Origin of the sequence: Streptomyces sp. NPDC057638, from assembly GCF_042800315.1 — a bacterium.
Classification (GTDB): Bacteria; Actinomycetota; Actinomycetes; order Streptomycetales; family Streptomycetaceae; genus Streptomyces.
The window spans coordinates 35,201-56,481 of sequence record NZ_JBHVHF010000001.1; the positions used below are offsets into that span (position 1 = coordinate 35,201).

Genomic DNA, 21,281 nt, shown 5'->3' on the forward strand with positions numbered 1-21,281 from the left:
AGGTCATGTGCCGATCGGCACGGGGGCACCGTGCCGGCCGCGGCCCGGGGGTGCCGGACGCCGCGAGGACCGGCCGTCCGGCACTCCCCGCCCTCCCGCGGGGCGGCTTACGTTCTGCCGCAGTCCCACTGCCGCACCACTCTCAGGAGGAGTCCCGTCATGTCCCGTACGACGTACCGGCGACGTCTCGTCACCCTCGCGGCCACACTGCTGACGGCCGGGCTGCTGCCCGCAGCGGGAGCGGGTGCCACGGGCACCGACTGCGCCGGGGAGCGGCTGCGCGTGCCCGGCGCGGTGCACGTGGTCGCCCACTGCCCTGACGATCTGACCACAGCCGGGCTGCTCCCGCTCGGCCTCACCAACCCGGCGGACTACGCCGGACTCCAGGCGTCCGGCACCGTCAACCCCTCCGGGGTGCCGGGTATCCAGCTCGACGGCTACTTCCCGGACACGTCCACCACCAACACCAACCACGGCTGGAACCACGACAGCCAGTTCGTGATCCGGCTGCCCGAGCGCTGGAACGGCGGGCTGGTCGTCGCGGGACCGCCCGGCGTCCGGCGCCAGTACGCGAACGACCGGATCATCAGTGACCACGTCCTGGCGAGGGGCTTCGCCTACGCCGCCACGGACAAGGGAAACACCGGCCTCGAACTGCACCGGGACGGAGTGAAACCGGGCGATGCGGTCGTGGAGTGGAACCTCCGCCTCGCCCAGCTGACGCTCGCCGCGAAGAAGGTGGCCGCCCGGTACTACGGCCGCCCGCCCGCGCGGACGTACGCCACCGGCCTCTCCGCCGCCGGATTCCTGGTCCGCCGCCAGCTCGAACACTTCCCGCGCCTCTACGCGGGCGGTATCGACTGGAACGGTCTGCTCCTCACCCGCGACCAGCCCGGCCTGCTGACCAATCTGCCGCCCGCCCTGCGCGCCTATCCCCGCTGGGAGCGCCAGGAGCCGGGCGCCGCCGACGCCATGTACGCGGCGGGCTACCCCAAGGGCTCCGAAGCGCTCTGGAAGGCCCACTACCTGAACCTGTGGGACGCGCTCCAGCGCACCGTACGCGAGGAGTTCGACCCCGAGTACGACGGTGCCGTACAGGGGGGCACACCGTTCTGCCCCGAGGGAACGGGAGCGGGCTGCGACACCGACTACGACTACGGCTCCCGGCCGGACAGCGTCCACGACGCGGTGGAGCGGACCGCGCTGACGGGCCGCATCGCCCGACCGCTGATCTCGCTCCAGGGCACCCTGGACGTCCTGCTGCCCATCAGCCGCAACGGCGACGTCTACAGCCGGATGGTCGACGGCTCCGGCCGGGGCGCCCTCCACCGGTACTACCGGATCCAGGGCGGCACCCACACCGACGGATTCCGCGACCTCGCGCCCACGACCGTCCGGCCCATGCAGCCCTGCTTCACCGCGGCCTTCGACGCCCTGGTCGCCTGGACCACCCGCGGCACCACCCCGCCGCTCGGCGGCACCGTGCCCCGGCCCGCCGACGGCACGGCCACCGGCTGCTCCCTCAGCGGCGGGTGAGCACCGCCGCCTGACGGCCGGACGCCGCCACCAGCTCTCCGGAGCGTCAGCGTGACAACGTGCGGGTATGTCATGGCCTGGGCCGACGACTGGGAGGTCTCGGGCGCGACCGCCCGATGACCCGCCCGAAGTCGGCCCCTGGCTCGGGGGCGAGCGGGGACGGTACGACGGCGTCCCCGGCGTGGCCGTGGACCGGCTGGGCCGCACAGGAGCACGCGGCGACCGCGGGCGCCCTCCAGTACCCCGGAGATCTCCTCGGTCCCGGCGTTGACGGCGTGCAGATGGACCGACGGGACCTTGTCACCCGCGATGACGATCACCGTCGCGGCCCGCCGTACGAGGTCGGGTGCTCCGTCCCGGTCGGCGGTCGCGGAGTAGGTGAGGGGGCCGGAGAACGGGGGCCGCACGCCGGGCTCCCCCGTCACCTTCCGCCCGCACTCCACCCGCCACACCGGAGTCTCTCCCCGGCCTACCGCTCCACCCGTGCCACCACCGGGAAGAGAGTACGAACCTGACACTCGGCGACCGCTTCTCGCCGGCATGCCGTTGTGAACGCCCGCGGTGCGGAGCACCGGCCGATCGCTCCACGGGATGACCCGCCCACACCCTCCCAGAACCTCGCGGCGGACACCCCCTCCCGCTTGATTCGATAATGCCATTATGCAAATAATGATGTTATCGAATGGAGCTGCATCCCTGACAGGAGCGAGCCATGGACAAGACGCCGATGACCGGCGACGCCGCAGGCCACCACGGGCGAAAGGCGAGCCGGCGCACCTTCCTCCGCACCACCGGAGCACTGGGCACGGCCGTGGCCGGCGCGTCCATCGCGGGATTCACCACCGGTGGGAACGCCCGCGCCGCGAGCGGGCCCCACCCGACCGGGCTGAACTGGGAAGCCGGGATCCCGGACATACGCCGCTATCCAACACTGAGCGAACTGCACCGCGGCGTCCGGGCTGTGGGACGCGACCACCCGCGGCGGACCGAGCTGCGCACCGTGGGCACCTCCCGGGCGGGGCGGGACATTCTGATGATCTCCGTCGGTGCGGGGCGGAACAACGCCCTGGTACTCGGCGGTCCGCATCCGAACGAACCCACCGGGTTCCTCACCGCGCTCCACCTGGCGCGCCTGGCGGCCCGTCATCCCGAGCTCGCCGAAGGGCTCGATGTGACCTGGCACATCGTCCCCTGTATGGACCCCGACGCGATGGACCTGGGTCAGAAATGGTACGGCGGCCCGTACACCATCCAGAACTACTACGGAAGGTTCTACCGTCCCGCCTTCCGGAACCAGGTGGAATGGACGTTCCCCGTCGAGGGAGGCTTCGACAGCCCGCTCCCGGAGACACGGCAGCTGATGGCGGTGATCGATGAGCTGAAGCCGAAGCTCGTCTACACCCTGCACAGCTCCGACTTCACCGGCTTCCACTTCATGATGAACCGTGACGTCCCGGAACTGGTATCAGGAATCGACAAGGCCATCGAGAGTCGTGGTTTCCCGTTCCACGCCGCCCCGGCCGACGGCGGGGGGACACCTCTCGGCAGGGGTGCCTACCTTCTGCCTGAGCTCGGGACCCCCGCTCCCGGCGAGCAGTTGGTGCCCGGCGCATCCAGCATCCACTACGCCGCCCGCCATGGAGCGCTGGGCATCCTGCCGGAGACGCCCATGTGGCATTCCCCCCGGTTCCAGGAGACACACGGCAGCGGCCACCGCTACGCCCGGCTCCTCGGCCGGGCGGCGGACCGGCTCGAACGCGACGGGGATTTCCTGGCGGAGGTGGTCCGGCACACGCGTGACGGTCTCCCGGGGCATTCCCCCTACGCCGCCGCTGTGGCCGAGAACCTGGAACTCGCCCAGCGGACCGCTCGGGCCTACCGCCGGACGGCCACCGAACCGGTCGCCGGCCGCGAGGCAACCGTGGCAGAGCAGTTCGGTGTCCTCTGGACGACCTACGCCTTCCCCCTGCGCGCCGGCGGCATGCTGCTCCAGCTCCTGGAGGGTCCCGGCGTCGACGCCCGGCACATGAGACGACGGCTGCGGGCGTGGTTCGTCCGCCGGTGCTCACAGAAGCAGCGGGACTTCCCCGGCCCCGGCCTCGCTCTGCGGGAACTCACCGCGGTACAGATGGACGTGGCCTTCACCGCCGCTCGGTGCCTGTAATCTCGGAGCGGATACCCATCGGCGGTCACCCGCACGACGTCCAGATCACAGGGAACCTCATGCGCCGCAACCGCGCCGAACAACGGGAACACAACCGCCGCGCGCTCCTGACATCGGCCCGCCATCTCCTCGCCACCCAGGGTACGAGCGTCCCTGTCGACGCCATCGCCGCAGCCGCCGACCTGACCACTGGTGCCGTCTACTCCATCTTCGGCAGCAAGCGCGACCTGATTCTCGCGGTCATCGAGGAAGGTGTTCACGAGCACATCAAGGACATCGACCGGCTCGGACAGACCGATGCGGCCCTCCCTGGCCTTCTCGACCTGTACGCCCGACGGATCGCCGCCGTCGGTGTCGGCGACGACTTTCGTGAGGCAGCCCGGCTCGAAGTTCTGCTGGTGCTGCTCTGCCTGGACGACGAGTTCTTCCGTCGGCAGTCCCTGCGCTTGCAACACCTGCAACGCTCCGCCCTGACCTCGCTCTTCGCCGACCGCCCCGTCTCGGACAGCCCGTCCCAGCGCCGTGTCAGCAGCGACGAGGCCATGCTGATCGCCTCTTCTGTGCTGGCCCTCAGCAGCGGGTTCCTGCTGCGCGGCATCCCGGGCGACCGCGTGGAACCGGACGCCATGGCCCGCGCGTGTGTGAACCTCGTCCATCTCATCGACGACGGGACCACCGCCGCCGACCCGCCGCAGCGGCGGGACACTGACCCCGGCTGCCCGTCTGAGGGATAGTCGAGGTCTGCTCGTAGCGGGTGGCGACGCCACGCCACTGCTTCAGGTGGCTCACCGGCCGGGGCCTCTTCTCACGGGCCCCGGCCGCGTGCCGGTGGGCCCGCACGATCGTCGAGTCCACCGAGACGGCCCCCTGACCCACGCCCTGAACTGGTCCCTCCGGCGCAGACGGCACCCGACCACGGAGCGGAATCCGGTCGCCTCTCGGGCGGCCTCCGAGCCGACCCGTCCGGGACCCCTCCGGCCGGACTCGGTGCCCCCCCGAGGGTGTCCGCGGACTTGATGCGGCGGCAGCCGGTGACGTGCTTGCGGTGGGCGCCCGAGCGATGCCGGATCGCTGCCGCCGTGGCTGGGTGCGCATGCGGGCGGGGCGGCTGGTCGCCACCCTCTGCGGTACCGACGCCGTCAGGACCTACGCCGCCGGTCCGGTGGCGCGGCAGGCGCCGGCCTTGGTCATCTCCGTGATCACCGTGTTGGCGTCGCGGTCCTCCAGAGGGCTCGACGACATGGCGGCCTGACGGTCGCCGTCCGCGTCGCCGAACAGGAGGGTGGCGGCGCCGTAGATGCCCCCGGTGTGGCCCCAGACCTCGCCGCAGCCCAGGCCGTCGAGCCAGTCGATGCGCTGGATCCCCAGGCCGTAGCCGACACGGGGGGTGCCGGGGGCGGCGTCGGGGCCGGTGGAGACGGTGCGCTTCATCTCGGCCAGTTCGGCCGGGCGGAGGAGCTTGCCCGTGAACAGGGCGGAGTGGAAGCGGGCCAGGTCGGCGGTTGTGGACACGCCGGCACCGCCGGCACCGGCCTCGGAGGGGTTGAGGAGTGTGATGTCCACGGGCCCGGACGGGAGCTTGGTGTAGTTGCGGGCGTGGACACCTCCGAGGAAGGGCGAGGTACGGGGCATGAACGTGTTCCGCAGGCCCAGCGGACCGGCGATGCGCCGCTCCACCTCGCTGTTCCAGGTCCGGCCGGTCACCTTCTCGATCACCATGCCGGCCAGCAGGTAGTTGGTGTTGGAGTACATCCAGCCCCGCCCCGGGGCGAAGTACGGCGGATGCTTCACCGCATCGGCGACGATCCCTGCCGCGGTGTGGGTCCTCCAGCGGCCGGTGCTCACCCACTCCGCCACCGGCGGATTGAACGCGGGGAGGTCGGTGTAGTTGTACAGACCGCTGGTGTGGTTCAGGAGCTGACGGACGGTGATGTGGTCCCCGCCGGGGACCACTCCGGGCAGATGGGATGCCACCGGGTCGTCCAGTCCGAGCCGGCCTTCACCGACCAGCTGGAGCACCACAGTGGCGGTGAACATCTTGGTGACGCTCCCGATGCGGAACCGGCCGTTCGGATCGACCGGCGCGCCGTTGCGCCGGTTCGAGACACCGGCTGCGCCCTTCCACACGGTCCGGCCGTCCTCGACGATCCGGGCTGTGCTCCACGTCGCCGTACCGTTGTCCACGACCGCCCGCAGCCCGGCCAGGCGGGCTGCCGGATCGATCGCAGCCGGGGCGGTGCCGGTGGTGGGCGCGGAAGCCGGAGCCGCCTGGGCGGTCGGCGCGATGCCTCCCGTCAGCGCGGCGGCCGACAGTACGGCCGCCGCAGCGGCACGTCCCACCGCCCTGCGGGACAGCGCGTTTGCGGACCTGTTGTTCTTCATGAATCCCCTTCGTGGGCCGCCGGGGTCCGGCGGATCTTGCACAGGGTGTCGTTGACGAGCTTCTCGGTGCGGGCATCGCGGTGCGTCTGGGCGAGGTTGGTGGAGCGCATCAGGATGACGCCCCGTTTGCCCTTGTCGGTGAAGCCGTTGTTGTTGAGGTGGCCGATGGTGATTCCGCCGTGGCCCCAGGAGTCGCCGCCGCAGCTGAGGGGGGTGCGGAAGACGCCGAGTCCCGCGTGGTCGGTCACCGGCCGGCCCCCGGCGTCGGCGGGCACCGTCTTCTGCATCTCGGTGAGCTGCTCGGGCTTGAGGAGCCCGCCGCCGAGCAGGGCCTGCCAGAAGCGCGCGAGATCGTTCGAGGTGTGATCATGTCACCTGCCGCGCCGCCGTAGGTGACGCTCATCTCGGTGCTGTCGATCAGCACTCCCTGGGAGGTGAACTGCTGGTAGGCCCTGGTGTGTGGCCGGGGCAGGCCGGTGAGCCTGCCGGGAGAGTAGGTGTGCTTGAGGCCCAGCGGTTCGGTGATCCGGGAGCGGACCTCCTCGCTCCAGTGGTTGCCGGTCGCCTTCTCGATGATCATTCCGGCGAGGATGTAGCCGGTGCTGGAGTATCCCCAGCCCTTGCCCGGCTCGAAGTGGGGACGATCACGCAGAGCCAGGGCTATCAGATCGCCTGGCCGGTAGTGGTCGAAGCGGTGCTTCCGGAAACCCTCCGGGTCGGCGAGACCGGGCAGCTTGTCGTCGTAGTCGGGCAGGCCGCTGGTGTGCTGGAGCAGCTGTCGTACGGTGATCCGCCTGCCGTCGTGGCCGTTGCCCGCGACCACCCCGGGCAGCCAGTGGTCGACGGTGTCGTCCAGCCTCATCCGCCCCTCACCGACGAGCTGGAGTACGACGGTGGCGACGAACGTCTTGGTGTTGCTGCCCATCCGGAAGTGGCCCTGGTGCGGCACCGGCCGACCGGTGCCGAGTTCGGCGGTTCCGCTGCGTGCGTGGAACCGGCTCGCGCCGTGCACCAGGGTGCCCTGGGCGCCGACCACCCCGTCCGTGACGATGTCGTCCAGACCCTGCTGGAGGAGCGCCCGGCCGTGACCGGCCGGCTGGATACCCGGCTGTGTACCTGCCGGGGTGCTCGGCTGAACCGCCGCGGACGCGGAGAGCGGCATCGCCAGGGAGGCCATACCGGCCACCGCCGCCACAGCACCCAGAGCGGCTCGGCGGCGTGGAGAAGCGGACCGCCGGCGGGCGGCGGAAAGGGGGTTTCGTGCGTAGGTCATAGGACCGTCCTCGGAGACGGGGCCTGGCCCCTGAGGTGACCGGATCGCAGCGGTGCCGCGTCCGGCGGTGATGTAAATGATCATTCTTTTCGGGCCTGCCGCAGAGCATCGTGGAAGACCGCAGGCCTGATGTCGCCCCTCCTCCCGCTCTCATCGCGCGGAACCGCGCCGGGCATCCGACGTGCCTGTGGCCGGAAGGTGCTTCGGCGACGTGCCATGCCCGGCGGAACCGCGTCGGTTCCGTCCACACGCCGGTGCTGTCCCTGCTGGGAGCCCTGTTCGGCGCCGAACGGTGTGCCGGTCCGGACAGCGCGCTGTCCAGGTGAACCCAGGTGCCTGCGGCACCGTCATCTCACTCGGGCATGGCTGCCCCGCGGTACAGACGATGTCCGAAATCATGCGAATGAAGTGACGAGAGGAACCTGGTGAAGCGCCTACGGGAACGGGACCATGCCCTGGCGGAAGCCGCGCGCTCCGCCGACCTGGCGCGGGCGGGCGAAGGCCGGTGGCTGCTGTTGCACGGAGACACGGGCACAGGGCGCAGCGCCCTTCTGGCGGAAGTCGTCCGGCGGGAGTCGGCGGCGGGCCGGATGCACACCCTGCCGACCCATTGCGGACCAGGAGAGGCACGGTATGCCCACTCGCTGGGCCGCCGACTGTTCCCCGGAGCCGAGTGGCTCCCCTTCGGCGAACTGCCGCCCACCGAAGAGCAGTTGCTGTTCCACCGTCTCACCGAATGCCTCGCATCCCTTGCGGCACGGCAGCCGCTGCTGCTCGCGGTGGACGACATCCACTACGCCGATGCCGCGTCACTCCGGTGGATCGCCTATCTCTCCCATCGCCTCGCTCGCCTTCCCCTCCTGCTCCTGCTCACCGCATGCACCGGCCCCGAGCGCCGCTCGACCCCGTTCCCACCCCTCGCCGGCCCAGAGCTGCACCCGGACTCCGGCAGTGACATCCCTCTACCCCGGCTCGGCCCCGAAGCGGTCGGCAAGCTCCTCGCGGACAAGGGCCTGCACGGCTCCCACGCCGACCGGGCCACCGCCATGGGCGCCGGCAATCCCAGCCTGCTGCACGCCCTGCCCGACGGGCCGGTCACCGGAGACCCCGACGATCTGGCCGCCGACGCCCGCTACCACGCCGCTCTTTCCCGCTGGTTGAACAGCCCCGCGTCCCCCGATCGCCGCCCGATCGCCCTTGCCCTCAGTGCGATGGTGACTCCCCGGTGTGACAGGCCGCTGATCGCCACTGTCGCGGGCATCCCAGCAGGTCAGGTGACCCCCCACCACATCGAAGATCTCATGGCCCTGCTCACCCCCGCTCCGGTGCGCGAAGCCGTCCGCGCATCCGCTGAGGACCATGAGCTCACGCAGTTCCGGTACCGGCTCGCCCGCGCCCTCCACGAGAACGGCGGCCCGGCCCCCGACATCGCCCGAATCCTCCTTCAGATCCCCCCTGCAGGCGAACTCTGGACCCTCCACGCTCTGGAGGAGGCAGCCGAACATGCCCTGCGCGCCGGCGACCTCGCACATGCCGCCGCGATCCTGCGGCATGTTCTGTCCGGACCGGTCGACCCCGCTCACCACTGTGCTCTCACCCTGCGCCTCAGCTCGCTCGAAATGCTCGACCTCCCCCAGGCCGGTACCCGCCGCCTTCGCGAAAGCCTGCAGAAGGCCGACTGCCACGACCCCTACTCCGTCTGGGCGGCCCTGAGCGGCGCCCTCGCCGCACAACACCGCCCTCGCGGCACTTTTTCGACCCTCGAAGAATCCGGCCACACCCTGGCGGGTGACAAACGCGCGGTAGCGCGGGCCGCCAGCGCCGCCCTCGCCACCCAGGACCCCCATGGATGGCCCCGCACAGCCCACGCAATACGCGAGCTGATGGAAACCGCCCCGGCGTCCGTGGAACCCTTCGCCTGTGCCCTGGACACGATGCGCGAAGCCGCCATCGGACGAATCGACGCCCACACCGCCACCCAGCGCATCACTTCTCGTCTCGACCGCCCCGTCGACCCACAGCTGCGCCCGGGCTTCGCCTCCATCGCCGCGGCCGTACTCGGATGGGCCGACCAACCGGACCAAGCCCGCGCCCTGATCGAACGCGAACTCCCCACCTCGCCGCACCTCGTGGACCCCACCAACTATGCCCAGCAGCACCTCATAGCCGCTCGCGCCGCCGGGTACCGGCAACTCGGCCGCTTTCAGCAACTCATCGACTACACGACCCCCATACTGGAGTCGGTCCAGGACCCCGCCGTACGCCTGCCGTACCTCCGCGCACTGACAGCCCACGCATGGCACGAACTCGGCAGCCCCGAGCGCGCCTGGCAACAGCTGGAGTCACTCGGCCCACGACCGGACCACGCCGCCTGGACCTGGGACGAAGCGCTGTACATGCAAGCGGGTCTGCACCTCGGCGCACGCCAATGGGACAGAGCCCTCAGTACCTATCTCGCCTGCGGTGCCACTCCGACAAACCAGCACTTCGTCAATCCCGTCAGACAACCCTGGCGCGCGGGAGCCGCCATCGCCCTCACCCACCTCGGTCGCCACCCCGAAGCGCGCGGACTGGCCGAGGAGAACCTCCGCCACGCCCATGCCTGGGGCACACCACGCGTCATCGGCGCCGCCCTGCACTGCCACGGCATCACCATGGAAGGCCACCGCCGCCTGGACACGATGCTCCAAGCGGTGAGTATCCTGCGCACCGCACCGGCCCCGACAGAGCTGATCGAAGCACTGACCGACCTCGGCCGCGTACAGATCACCCACGGTCAGACAACCAAGGGCCAGGCCACACTCATGGAAGCGCTTCACCGTGCCCGGTCCCTGACGCGGCCGACGCGGAGTGAAACTCCCGAACCGACGCCGCGGCTCATGGCCGGCATCGAACAGGTACTCAGTGAACACAACGGACGACTCCGTGCCGACCGGACGCCATTCTCTCCGGCGCTCACCCCCACGGAACACCGCATCACCGACCTCGCAGTCCAAGGTTTGACCAACGCGGAGATATGCGCCTTGCTGCACCTCTCCCGCCGCACCGTGGAGACGCATCTGACCAACACCTACCGGAAACTCGGCATCACCCGCAGGACACAGCTGGCCGCCGGACTGCGCGGAAGGTCCACTGGAGCAGCGCTGAGCGATCTGACGCGCGGCTGAAGCCGGCCGGCCCTCCCTCCGAGCGCGGCCCTTGGGTGGCGCCGGGGCGCCACCATGGGTGCATGGCCGTTGTCCGGCGGTGTGCTGGTCTGGCGTCGGTTGTGCCGCAGGCGTGGGGTTTCGAAGCGCCTGGCATACTCGGGCCGTGATGGATGCCGAGGAGTTCTGGGCCCTGACAGACGAGGCATGCGCCGAGGTCGACGCGCTGGAACCGGACTTCGACGATCGGCGCAACACGATCGAGCGCGCGTGCGAGGAGCGGCTTGTGAGCCGCACGCCTGACGAGATCGTCCAGTTTCCCTGCGTCAGTGGCAGCTGCGCGACCATGCTGACCGGTACGACCTGTGGGTGGCGGCGTTCCTCATCGAAGGCTGGTGGTCCGACGACGGGTTCATGGACTTCCGTGAGGGTCTCATCTCGCTCGGCCGCCACTGGTACGAGCGCGCGCTCGCCGATCCGGACTCTCTCGCTGCCCATCCGGCTGTACGGGACGGCGGGGACGTGCTCATCGGGAACGAGGACTTCAACCAGGTGGCCCACCGGGCGTACCAACGTCTCACCGGTGCGGCGGACGGGCTCAGCGAGGCGCTGGAGGCTTCCCCGGAAGCCGGCCCGCTCAGCGCTGTCACCGAGCCTGCCGGAACTCGGTGGGACGTCGCCGACGGCGATGAGATGCGCCGCCGCCTGCCACGCCTCGCCGGAATCTTTCTGGACTGATACTCCAGCGGTGGATCCTGATCACACCGGCGGGGTCGGTGCGGGCACGCGGTGGCCACAGGCCACAGCGTAGAACCTGCCCGTCGGCAGAACGCATGCGAGGGCCTGATGGACAAGATCGCGGGCCGGTTCGCCGGGTTGAACCCCGCCGCGGGATACGGCGGTTGGCGCTCGGCCCGCTCTCGGGCCTTCCCCGCAAGAACTGCTGGACGATCGCCGAATGGGTCGGAGAGGCCACCCCAGATGGCATGCAGCACCTGCTGAACCGCGCCACATGGGACGCCGGCATCGTCCGCGACGACCCACGCGACCGGAACCAGGCACGTGCCGCACCGATAGCCTCAGGGCCTCCTGATGTGTTGCGCTGCGCGCGATTGTTCCGGTGGTTGCCGGAGCCGTTTCGGGTTTGGAACCGCTGTTAAAGCCATACTGCTGGTCGTGGGGCGATGTGGTCTGGCCAGGCATGAGGCCGACTCGGTGAACGCTGAATCCCGGGCGGACTACGCGGAGCCGATCGGGTCTGCTCGCGGTGACGACCGTGGATCGCGCGAGTTTAGGAAACGACCGAGGTGGGTCCGGCTGTTGCAGGCCGGGCCCACCTCGGTCGCGAGAAGGGCATTACATTCTCGCGACCGAGGTGGGCAGGTTGAAGGAAACCTTCCTCAGGTCGCTCTGGGTGAGGTCACCCTTCGCAGGAGTCGCCGCAGGAGGCAGATGCATGTGACCGATTCCCTCTCGTTGAAGCTACCCCCCGCTGAAGCGGGGACGATGACGGCTTGCTACAGCCGGCCCACCTAGGTCGGGGTTCACCCCCGCAGATGCGGGGACCAGTTCTTCTTCGTACTGGGACGGACACTACTGATGACATTCCCTTCGACCCCCGGCACCCCTCTGCCGGACCTTGCGTCAGCCGCTCTGCCTGGTTGCCCCAATCCGGGTACCCACTTAACCACCGAGGGCCGCGTCGACAGCGGAGAGGGGGGAAGCGCCATGGTCAAGGGCGAAGGCGAGGGCAACGATGCGTGCTCCGTTTGCGGATTCTGGACATGCCGCTGTGACCCACAGGAGGAACCGCAAGTGAAGCCATCCGAGGAGCTGTCTCTCTCCAGGAGAACCCAGAGGCTGGACGGCTCAGCTGGCGATCCGGCCGACGCGGTTTTCCTTGCCCTGGACAGGTTGGTTGCTGAATTGGGGAGGCGGCAAAATTTGAACCGAGCCTTGGGCGACTTGCAAATTCAGTACCTCCGACAGGCGCTTGTGTGCGACCTGCTGCTTACGATCCGCCTGGAAGGAGTTCCGCCCGAGGCTGCTGACAAGATCCGGCGGGCTGTTGACACGCTGAGAGGGGTCAGGAGAGCGTCCGGCAACCAGAGCGATGGTCTGCTACCACCTTGATCGGCTGCTTGGGCTACCAGGGTGTTCGCCTGGGCTGAGGGCGGGATGCCAGACACAACGCGACCCGCGCGAAGCTGTTGTCGACAGGCTGGTGTGTCCCTAGTTTGAGCATCTGGCACTGAGCCTCGCTCTGAGGATACGACTTGGGCGGCCGGGGCGCCTCGCCCGGGACGAGCAGCATTATGAGTGGTGGGGTGGTTGTCCCGTGCGGGACAACCACCTGCGGGGTCGTACTGGTGTTCTTCATAGGCGCTGGTGTGGGTCGGAAACCTTCATCCTCATGGGATACGGGTCAGACACTTGCACCAGTAGCGCTCGCCGTCCCGGAGTGTGTTCCGCCGGGAGAGCGCCTGGCCACGGCCCCATCGTGGTTATCCGGCTACCAAGAGAGGGCAGTTGTCCGAACCAGGTGGGGAGGATCCGCGAATCGCTGGTCGACCCGTCACAAATATGGTCGACTTGGCGCTCGGCAAGCGCTAGGGGGCTCCGGGTGTTGGATGCGTTGGTCCACCGGTTGGCTGAGTTGTTGCGGGAACGCGGTGCCATGGACTCGGAGGCCCTGTTGCGGGCCGTCCGCGAGTTCTGGCCCGGGGCGAGTCGACAACGTCTGATTCGGTTGGTCCACAAGGCTGAGCATCTGGGAGTCGTGAGGACGCGCCAGGGGATGGTCGAGGCGTGCGCGGCCGACGCGGGAGGCCCAGAAGAAGGCGACCAGCGTGAACCGGGGCCGCTGCGGGCGGTGGTCTTCGATGTCGAGGCCGCGGTTCGTGCCAACGCCCGGCATCCGGGTGGGGAAAGGCGGATCTACCAGATCGGTGCGGCACGGCTGTCCGCCGATGAAGGATGGGTGACTGAAGCGCCAGAGTTCGAGGGCTGGCTACGGCTCCCGGATCCGGAGTGGGAGGCACTCATCCGTGGGAAAAATTCCCTGGCACAGTACGGGCATCAAGCCCGCTCTGCAGCGGATGTGTTGGGCGACTTCCGGGAGTGGCTCGGAGACGCGGATGTGCTGGTGGCGTTCAACGGGACGGTCGCGGACTTCAAGTGGCTCGACACGGAGTGTTCGCGGGCGACGGTCCCTGTTGTCGATGGGGTCCAGCGGATAGACGCTTTGTACCTGACGCAGGTGGTGTGGCCGTGGTTGGAATCCTACCGACTGGGAGACGTGGCCTCGTCCGTGGGAGTCGAGGTGCGGACCGGCCGGTTGCATGACGCCGTGGTGGACGCTCGGGTGACCGCACTGGTGGTGAAGGCGGCGGCGGAGGAGACGGTTGGCTGGTCCGATCCGTGGTGGCGACTTGTGACGTCCGTGGGAGCGGGGTCCGCCGCGTGGTCCTTGGTGGCGTCCTTGGCGGACCGGAAGCCGAGTGGGGCCGTGGACGATGAGAGCGTTGCGGAGCTGCTGGCGGAGTCGCTGGGCGAGTGCGGAGAGCCCGTCCGCTCGCTGGACGGAAAGAAGCCGGGGCTGGCCGCACTCACTCTTCCGGATCGACTGCTGGGCTCTGGCGGGCGGACGGATCCGTACAGGCTCGCGCTGGCTGTCGCCGAGGGCGGGGAAGTGGAACGGCGTTCGGCGCAGCAAGAGATGGCGCGCTGGCTCGGCGATCAGATCGACGCGGGGCGGGATGGGCTGTGTGAGGCCCCCACAGGTACCGGCAAGAGCTTGGCGGTGTTGGCCGTGGCCTTGGACTGGCTCGCGGCGGACCCCCACCGGCGGGTGGTTGTCTCCACGTTCACCCGTCAGCTGCAGGGACAGCTGGCGGGGGATGTGGTCGCACTGGCTCGTGTGACGCCCGGTCTGGAACCACTCGCCGATGTAGTGAAGGGCCAGCGCAACCGGGTGTCGTTGCGGTCTCTGGTGGCCGCATTGGTGGATGCGGCCACGGTGGCGGGTGGCGGCCAGGCCCGACGGCCCCGCTTCGTCAGCGATGTGGTGTTCCGCGAGATCCTGGTCTGGTTCGTACGCAGGTTGGTGACGGCCCGGGGACGGGCGCGGTTGTGGTCGGCGCGCAGCGTGGACGCACAGGACCTGCCGACGTTCGTGGTTGAGTACGCACAGGCTTCGTCTGGCGGGGTGCTTCCGTTGTGGCTGGCGAGCCTGAGCCAGGAGACGGAGGATTATCGCCGTGGTTCGGGCTCACCGCTCGCGCCGTGGACGGACTCCGTGGGAGAGGCCGTCACGGGACACAGACTCGTGATCGCGAACCACGCTCTGCTCCAGACGCAGGTCGGGGCCTTCGACCATTCAACCTTGTTGGTGGCTGATGAGGCACACGCGCTGGAACAGGCGGTGACCGTGGCATCGACAGCGCAGGTCGACATCCGCGCGGTGGAGGACTTGCTCGCGGACACGGAACGGTGGGCCCGGGACTTCCGGCGCGCCGACCTTTCGGAGTTCTCCAGGCTGCTGCGGGAGGGGCAGCGGTTGCTGGAGACCGAGGCGATGCCCCGTGCAGCGCAAGGGGTGTTCGACGCGGTGGGAGGAGAGCCAGGACGCCGGGTGGCGACATTGGCGAGTCCCTATGGAGGATTGGTTGCGGTGGCCGGTGCCCGCCAGCTGGTGGGGCGTCTTGAGCAGCTGGGCGGCTGGGCTCAGACGGTTGGCCGGGAGCTGGCACGACTGACGGGACTGCCGGAGGTACGGCAGTCTCCGTGGTGGGAACGCGAACGTATCGCACTGCTCACCTCACGCATGGGACTGCTGGCCCAGGAGGCCGTGACACTGGTGGCGGATGCCCGCGATGTGCTGGGGACTTCTCCGGCGCCGGTGGACACCGCGGACACGGCGGATGAAACGGACCCGGACGACGGCGACGACGAACTGGAAGCGGACGAGGAACCGCCGGAGAGCGCACCGTACCTGACGGACGAACCGTCACAGCAGCTCCTGCCCGGGTTGACCGCGAAGACGGGCTTGGCGAACCGGGTGGTGTTCGCCAGCGAGGACGGGGAAGTCACCGCCGCGGTGGCGGCGCGCCGCTATCCCTTCTCGGTCTCCTCAGCGCCGATCGAGCTGAGTGCGGATCCGCAGTGGCACCGGGTTCGCACTGGCTTCGGCCGGGTCCTCTACGTGTCGGCGACGCTCCAGGTGGCGGGGTCATGGACATTCGTGCGGCAGCGTCTGGGCCTGGGCAGCGAAGTGGACGCGCACGCGCTTTCCAGCCCGTTCGACTCCTCTCGGCAGGCCCGTCTGCTGTGCTTCGCGGACTTCCCCAGCTGGGCCGAGCATCCGCAGGCCGCTTATCGTACGGTCGCACATCAGTTGGCGGGTTACGCGCGTGAAGTTGTCCGGGAGCGACACGGGACCTTCGAGTACGGTGCGCTGGCACTGACGACATCCACGGCGGCGGCGGAGGCCGTTTCGGAAAGGCTGCTGGAGCGGCTTGCCGCGGACGGGAGCGCGCTGCCGGTGGCGGTGGCACCGCTGCTGGGCAACGCGCGTGCGGCAAGGGAGTTCCGTGACATGGGGGGCTTCTGCGTCGCCACGCGCGGTATGTGGCAGGGCGTCGACTTCCCGGCCCGTCGACTGGGCGTGGTGTGGATCAACAAGTTGCCGTTTGCCCCCTTTGTGGACCCGGTCATCGCCGCCCGCCGCTCAGCAGCCGCTGAGCGGGCGAGAGCAGCTGGAGCGGACGACCCCGAGACCGCGGCAACGCTTGAGTACTACCTGCCGCTGGCGGCGATGGACCTACGCCAAGCAGTGGGACGGCTGCTCCGCTCGGTGGATCACCGGGGCGTCGTGGTCATCAGCGACCGCAAACTCGCAGGTATGACCGCGCTGCGCCGGGCCTACCGGCAGGTTTTCCTGGAGTCGCTGGATCCAGGACTGCTCAGGAACGACCCGCTCACGGGTGAGGTCGCAGGCGGGAACGTTGTGACGATGGCGCAGGGCTGGGAGATCATCTGGCGGTTTCTCGCCGAGCAGGGTCGACTCGGGGAATCGCGTGCCCGTGAGCTGTGCACACCGGAGGCTCTGGAGGAACACACGGTGCTGCCTGCCACGCGCAGGATCCGCACGGCTGGACTCAGTGCCCAGGAGGTCACGCGGGCTCGCGAGGCCGGAACTCTTTCGTCACTGCTGGTCGAGCGATGCGAGGCGATCGCCGGGCATCTGCGATTCTCTGACGGTCCACTCACGTTGAAGCCCGAGCAACAGGCCGTGGTCCGCGCAGTGGGCGAGAACCAGGATGTGCTCGCGCTGCTGCCCACGGGGTTCGGGAAGTCGTACACCTTCCAGCTGCCGGCCCTGGTGCTTCCGGGAGTCACCGTGGTGGTCTCGCCGCTGGTGGCGTTGATGGCCGACCAGGCACTGGAGCTTTCGTCAGCGGTCGGGGGCATGGTACGGGCCCTGGTTGGGCCCATGGCGGAGTCGAACAGTCGTGGTGGCAAGACTGAGGTCGCCGAGCAACTTCGTGGAACTCGTCAGCACGGCATCAAGCTGGTTTACGTGTCCCCGGAACGGCTCGTGGACCGCCGTTTCGCGGATCTTCTGCGACAAGCCGCCCGCACCGGTGCGCTGGAGCGGGTCGCGGTGGACGAGGCACACACGTTCGTTCAGTGGGGCGATGACTTCCGGCCCAGTTTCCGTCGGGTGGAGTTGCTGCTGAGGGAGTTGAGGGAACGGTTCGGGGTGAAAGTAACGGCGGTGACCGCGACGGCGAACAGGGAAGTGCGGGCGGGGCTGCGGGAGGGACTGTTCGGTTTGGACGCCGCCGCAGTGGACGGTGAGGCACTGGTGACGGTGCAGGCGTCGCCGCTCCGTCCTGAACTGGCGCTCTACCGGAGGGCTATGCGGGCCGGTGGTCCGCAGGCGATCGCAGGTCTCGCCGAGCGGGTCGCCGAGGCGTGCGAGGATCACGCAATCTTCTACTGCCTGACGGTGAAGGAGGTCGAAGCGCTCTACACCCATCTGCGCGAGTTCGCCGTGCAGGGAAGTCAGCGTGTACGGCGCTTCCACGGGAGGTTGCCGGAGGTGGAGAAGGCCGCGGTGCTCGCGGAGTTCAGGGAGGCACCGGGCCGAGGTGAGGAGGGATTCGCGCCGTTGCTGATCGTCGCGACGAGTGCGTTCGGCCTAGGGGTGAACCGTCGGGACATCCGCTGCGTGTTCGTGGTCTCACCGCCCACAGACCTGTCAGCCCTCTACCAGCAGCTCGGACGAGCAGGCCGGGACCAGGCCGGGCGGGAACAGAACGAGGTGGATGCTCCATCGGCGGGCCTGGCGCTCGGCACGGGCCGTGGTCTGAGAACCGTGGCCTGGCTGGCGGCCCAGGGTCTTTCCCCCGATGTCCTGCGGAGGTTGGGTCGCTCGGTGCTGATGGCCGGTGTGTCCGGGGTCCTCGATGCCGAGCGAATCGCGACTGCCTGCATGGCTGCCGATCTTCAGGAAGGACTGCTCTCCGCCCAGCAGTCACGGCAGGCCACGATCTGGGACACATATCGCACCTCCGTGGTGCGCGCGCTGGCAGTCCTGGCCTCCTTGGACGCACTGACTGACCTGGGCGACTTCCCCGAGCGGGTGCGGATCACACCGATACCCGGTGCCAAACCGCCTTCCAGCCCGGAGTGGGGGCCGGCGGCGGCTCTCGTCACCGCGCTCGCCCAACGGCGACCTGGAGCCCATCAGGTCGTCGACGTGTACAGATTGCTCCGGTACGACGGCGCCGTGGCGGTTCCCGACCCGGCCGCCGCATGGACCACACTGGCCGCCTTGCATGATCTGGGCGCGGTCGACGTCTCGCAGGCCGGAAACCGACGCGTTCTGACCGCGGTGCGGGTGGCGGAGGGTACGCCCGTGCCGGATGCCTTCGACATCCGTATGCGCGCCGCCCGGGAGCGAGCCCGCCAGGACCTGGCGGACCTGCGTGACTGGTACGACGCCACCGACTGCGCGACCGAGGCGTTCGGCACCTATTTCGCCGATGCCCCGTCCGGTCGGGCCGGGCACGTGTGCGCTACCCCGGCGACCCGTTGCTCCACGTGCTGGGCCACCGACGTGTCCGCCGGGACGTCCCCGCGGCTGCTGCGTGCGCTGAACACCCCCCGGCCACGGCCGACGGTGCACCGCGACAGTGAGCCCTACTGCCGTGCCGTCGATCAGTGGGTCTACGCCCTGCTCTGGGACAACTACCGAGGGTTGGCACCGACGATGATCCGCAGGGTTTTGCGCGGAGAAGAGACCTACGTGTCCCGCCGGGACGGCGTCCGCCGACCATTGTGGCCGCGCTTGCTGTACCACCGGCTGCGTGGTGTAGACCCCGGAATCAGGTCCGCCGATGTGACCTCGGCTCTGGAGCGCCTCAACGCGGACGGCCAAGCGCTGTCCGCCGAGGGAGGAGTGCTGTGGAGGCTACGCCGTTACGCTGAACGTCCTCGGCAGGAGGTATGAGCATGCCGCCACCCCCGACGGACCCACCCGCGTGGGCCCCCTTCGACGACGAGCCCCTGTTCCTGCCGGAGCTGCTGCTCGGCGCAGATCAGATGGATGCCGCGGACGTACTCCGTACGGGCCGGTACCTCAGGCAGGTCACGGTCGCGCGTGGCGGCGTCCTGCACCTCGCCTGCGCTTGGAACGCCCTGCACTTTGGCTTCGACCTCGCCCTTGGCGCTTACCACTCGGCACTGTTGGACCCGACGCACTTCCACGTGATCCGCCCCGCACCCGACGGGGCTCGGCCAGCGGTACCGATCGGCGCCTTTCTCTGTATCGAGCGCGGCACACGCTGGTTGTGGGCGGAGGCCGTGGGCAAGTTCGGTGTCTCGCCGGACTGCGAAGTGGACGGATGGATCCCCGCCGCCCGATCAGGCGATCGTGCTGGTTCCCTCCGCCCGGACGGCCTCTGGGGTCGTGAGGAGTCGTTGGTCGTGGACACCGGAGCCTTCGGCCCGCCCTCCGCGGTTGAGATCAAGGAGACGGCCAGACTGCGCCGGACCGGACTCCTTGACGAGCATGGTCATATCACCTCGACCGGCCTGTATCCGACGCCGGACCTTGCGCTCCTCGAAGACGTGGCCTACTACCAGAGGCATCTGCTGAACGAAGCCCGCCCCCTGCTGACCACCGGTCCACTCGGCGGGCTCTTGGACGATCCCTCCGACACCGATTTGCTGGCCCGGGCGCTGACGGCGAGCTTCGGCACTGTCGCCGACCTGCTCCGATGTACGCCCGACCTGCGTATGTGGGGACCGTACGCCGTCGCCGGAACCGACGCGGTCAGCGTGCCCGGCTCCGTGATCGACGAAGTCGTGCACCGGGTGCGCCGGGCCCGCAACGGCCCACCGCGCTACACCGCTGCCTGGCCGCTGCTGCGGGCCGCCTGTGACGCGGCCGGAGAGCGGGACCTCGCTGATGGCCCGACCGCGCTGGCCTCCCTTGCTACCGTCAATCTGGCGATCGCCCGCCACGCGACTGAGTCGACGGGACAAGCCGATCTGCGTATCGACGACCTCTGGCAACAGGGTGGGGTCTGGCGCGCCCAGCAGCCTCCTCTTCCCTGGTACGTCAACGGTGCGGATCCGCTGGCGGCACTGGGGATCGGGTACGGCGAACACACCGGATGCCTCTCCGGCGTACCGCCGTCCCCGGACGGGGCTCCTGGCAGGGTGGAATTCGTCCCTCCGGAGGACATCGAGGTGCCTCCCCTGTTGGAGGAGACCAGTCCCGGCGAGCCTGGTCCGTTCATCGAACACCTCGATGACCATCTTGCGGTCTACACCTGCTGTTTGCTGCCGCGTGACGTCGACCAGGGCACACTTCCGGTACCCGCGTGCGTCCGTGACCGATTGGCAGACGGTTCCGTCGTCATCGAACTCCACCACGACGGTGATGTGGACGACCCGGGCGTTCCGAGGGAATCCGTCGTCGAGGAATCGACGTTGACCGGTGTCGACTGGCCGTGGTCGTTCTACCCCGGCATCAGGCTGACCGTCACCGTTCCGCGTGGCGGACGCCGTGTGCACGCCGTCACGGCTCTGCTGGACGAGCCGCTCCACTTCGGCGAGGACGGCCCGTTCCTCTGGGACTGTGACATGGATGTACTGTTGCGTCATCTCGGGCTCACCCCTCCCGATTCCGAACATCGGCCCTCGGTTCCCCCGAGGACGCCGCGTACGGGGTACGCACCGGCGGTCCACAGCCTGTGCTCCCTTATCGTCGCCGCGCTCCGTCAACACGGCACAACGGGCATGTTCGACACCCGTTCGATGCAGGGCCACCGGCTCAGCGCCGCGCTGTTCGGTCCCGGCCCCGTCCCGCCCCAGCTGCTGTGGACGGTGATCCATACCTGCGAGGACTTGGCCAGCCGAGGGCTCCTGGAACGCAAAGAAGTGACGGGTGAACCGGATCTCTTCACATGGTGGCCCGCGGATGAAGCGTCCGCGAAGGGAAAGCCTTTGGCCACGCTCGAACACCAAGCGATGCGAAATCATGTAAAAGCACACTACGTGCCGCCCGGCCTCCGTAAGCTTCCCCCAGGGCAGCAGCCAGGTGGTGATGCGCGGACCGGATATGCGCGGTGGCGCGTCCAGATGCTCGGCCCCGGAGCCGCGACAACCCTCCCCGACGGCTACACCTTCGTTCGCGGCCACCGTCGCGGCACCGAACAACCTCCTTCTTGGCACGAGAACTTGACTGGATGCTCTTGAGGCCCAC

Annotated in this window: 10 protein-coding genes and 1 pseudogene; 8 read left to right on the forward strand and 3 right to left on the reverse strand. The window is 69.1% G+C overall.

Annotation, left to right across the window (positions count from 1 at the left end; translation table 11 throughout):
- Positions 1-159: 159 nt before the first annotated feature.
- The 3 genes from ACFVIM_RS00165 (at position 160) to ACFVIM_RS00175 (ending at position 4,434) form a co-directional block, all read left to right on the forward strand.
- Positions 160-1,536: a tannase/feruloyl esterase family alpha/beta hydrolase gene (locus tag ACFVIM_RS00165; RefSeq protein ID WP_384296827.1), complete on the forward strand. Its 1,377-nt coding sequence runs from the start codon at positions 160-162 to the stop codon at positions 1,534-1,536.
- Between the two features lie 712 nt (positions 1,537-2,248).
- Positions 2,249-3,700: a M14 family zinc carboxypeptidase gene (locus ACFVIM_RS00170; protein ID WP_384296829.1), complete on the forward strand. Its 1,452-nt coding sequence runs from the start codon at positions 2,249-2,251 to the stop codon at positions 3,698-3,700.
- A 59-nt stretch (positions 3,701-3,759) separates the two neighbouring features.
- Positions 3,760-4,434: a TetR/AcrR family transcriptional regulator gene (locus ACFVIM_RS00175; RefSeq protein WP_384296830.1), complete on the forward strand. Its 675-nt coding sequence runs from the start codon at positions 3,760-3,762 to the stop codon at positions 4,432-4,434.
- Between the two features lie 412 nt (positions 4,435-4,846).
- On the opposite strand, the gene ACFVIM_RS00180 is transcribed toward ACFVIM_RS00175, so the two are convergent.
- The 3 genes from ACFVIM_RS00180 to ACFVIM_RS00190 are packed head-to-tail and all read right to left on the reverse strand — an operon-like array spanning position 4,847 to position 7,259.
- Positions 4,847-6,082, reverse strand: coding sequence for a serine hydrolase domain-containing protein (locus ACFVIM_RS00180; RefSeq protein ID WP_384296832.1), 1,236 nt, complete (start codon positions 6,080-6,082; stop codon positions 4,847-4,849).
- On the reverse strand, positions 6,079-6,369 hold the full coding sequence (locus ACFVIM_RS00185; protein ID WP_384296833.1) for a hypothetical protein: 291 nt from the start codon (positions 6,367-6,369) through the stop codon (positions 6,079-6,081). Before ACFVIM_RS00185 ends, ACFVIM_RS00180 begins: the two co-directional genes overlap by 4 nt.
- The gene (locus ACFVIM_RS00190; RefSeq protein WP_384296834.1) at positions 6,327-7,259 is read right to left on the reverse strand and encodes a serine hydrolase domain-containing protein; all 933 of its coding nucleotides are present in this window, start codon (positions 7,257-7,259) and stop codon (positions 6,327-6,329) included. Before ACFVIM_RS00190 ends, ACFVIM_RS00185 begins: the two co-directional genes overlap by 43 nt.
- Positions 7,260-7,780: 521 nt before the next feature.
- On the opposite strand from ACFVIM_RS00190, the gene ACFVIM_RS00195 reads away from it, so the two are divergent.
- From ACFVIM_RS00195 to ACFVIM_RS00215, 5 genes and pseudogenes are all read left to right on the forward strand, one after another.
- The gene (locus ACFVIM_RS00195) at positions 7,781-10,522 is read left to right on the forward strand and encodes a LuxR C-terminal-related transcriptional regulator (RefSeq protein WP_384296836.1); all 2,742 of its coding nucleotides are present in this window, start codon (positions 7,781-7,783) and stop codon (positions 10,520-10,522) included.
- Between the two features lie 315 nt (positions 10,523-10,837).
- A complete protein-coding gene (locus ACFVIM_RS00200) occupies positions 10,838-11,239 on the forward strand; it encodes a DUF4240 domain-containing protein (protein WP_384296880.1) in 402 nt (133 codons plus the stop codon).
- A gap of 108 nt (positions 11,240-11,347) precedes the next feature.
- A pseudogene (locus ACFVIM_RS00205) lies at positions 11,348-11,550 on the forward strand (IS701 family transposase); the annotation flags it as partial.
- A 1,628-nt stretch (positions 11,551-13,178) separates the two neighbouring features.
- Complete coding sequence (locus ACFVIM_RS00210; protein WP_384296837.1) at positions 13,179-19,019, forward strand: DEAD/DEAH box helicase; 5,841 nt, start codon at positions 13,179-13,181, stop codon at positions 19,017-19,019.
- Complete coding sequence (locus ACFVIM_RS00215) at positions 19,016-21,274, forward strand: hypothetical protein (RefSeq protein WP_384296838.1); 2,259 nt, start codon at positions 19,016-19,018, stop codon at positions 21,272-21,274. Before ACFVIM_RS00210 ends, ACFVIM_RS00215 begins: the two co-directional genes overlap by 4 nt.
- Positions 21,275-21,281: the final 7 nt, after the last annotated feature.

Coding starts and splice junctions, on each gene's coding strand:
- ACFVIM_RS00180 (WP_384296832.1), bottom strand. CDS start 6,082: ATGAAGAACAACAGGTCCGCAAACGCGCTGTCCCGCAGGGCGGTGGGA.
- ACFVIM_RS00165 (WP_384296827.1), top strand. CDS start 160: ATGTCCCGTACGACGTACCGGCGACGTCTCGTCACCCTCGCGGCCACA.
- ACFVIM_RS00170 (WP_384296829.1), top strand. CDS start 2,249: ATGGACAAGACGCCGATGACCGGCGACGCCGCAGGCCACCACGGGCGA.
- ACFVIM_RS00210 (WP_384296837.1), top strand. CDS start 13,179: ATGGACTCGGAGGCCCTGTTGCGGGCCGTCCGCGAGTTCTGGCCCGGG.
- ACFVIM_RS00185 (WP_384296833.1), bottom strand. CDS start 6,369: ATGCAGAAGACGGTGCCCGCCGACGCCGGGGGCCGGCCGGTGACCGAC.
- ACFVIM_RS00190 (WP_384296834.1), bottom strand. CDS start 7,259: ATGGCCTCCCTGGCGATGCCGCTCTCCGCGTCCGCGGCGGTTCAGCCG.
- ACFVIM_RS00175 (WP_384296830.1), top strand. CDS start 3,760: ATGCGCCGCAACCGCGCCGAACAACGGGAACACAACCGCCGCGCGCTC.
- ACFVIM_RS00215 (WP_384296838.1), top strand. CDS start 19,016: ATGAGCATGCCGCCACCCCCGACGGACCCACCCGCGTGGGCCCCCTTC.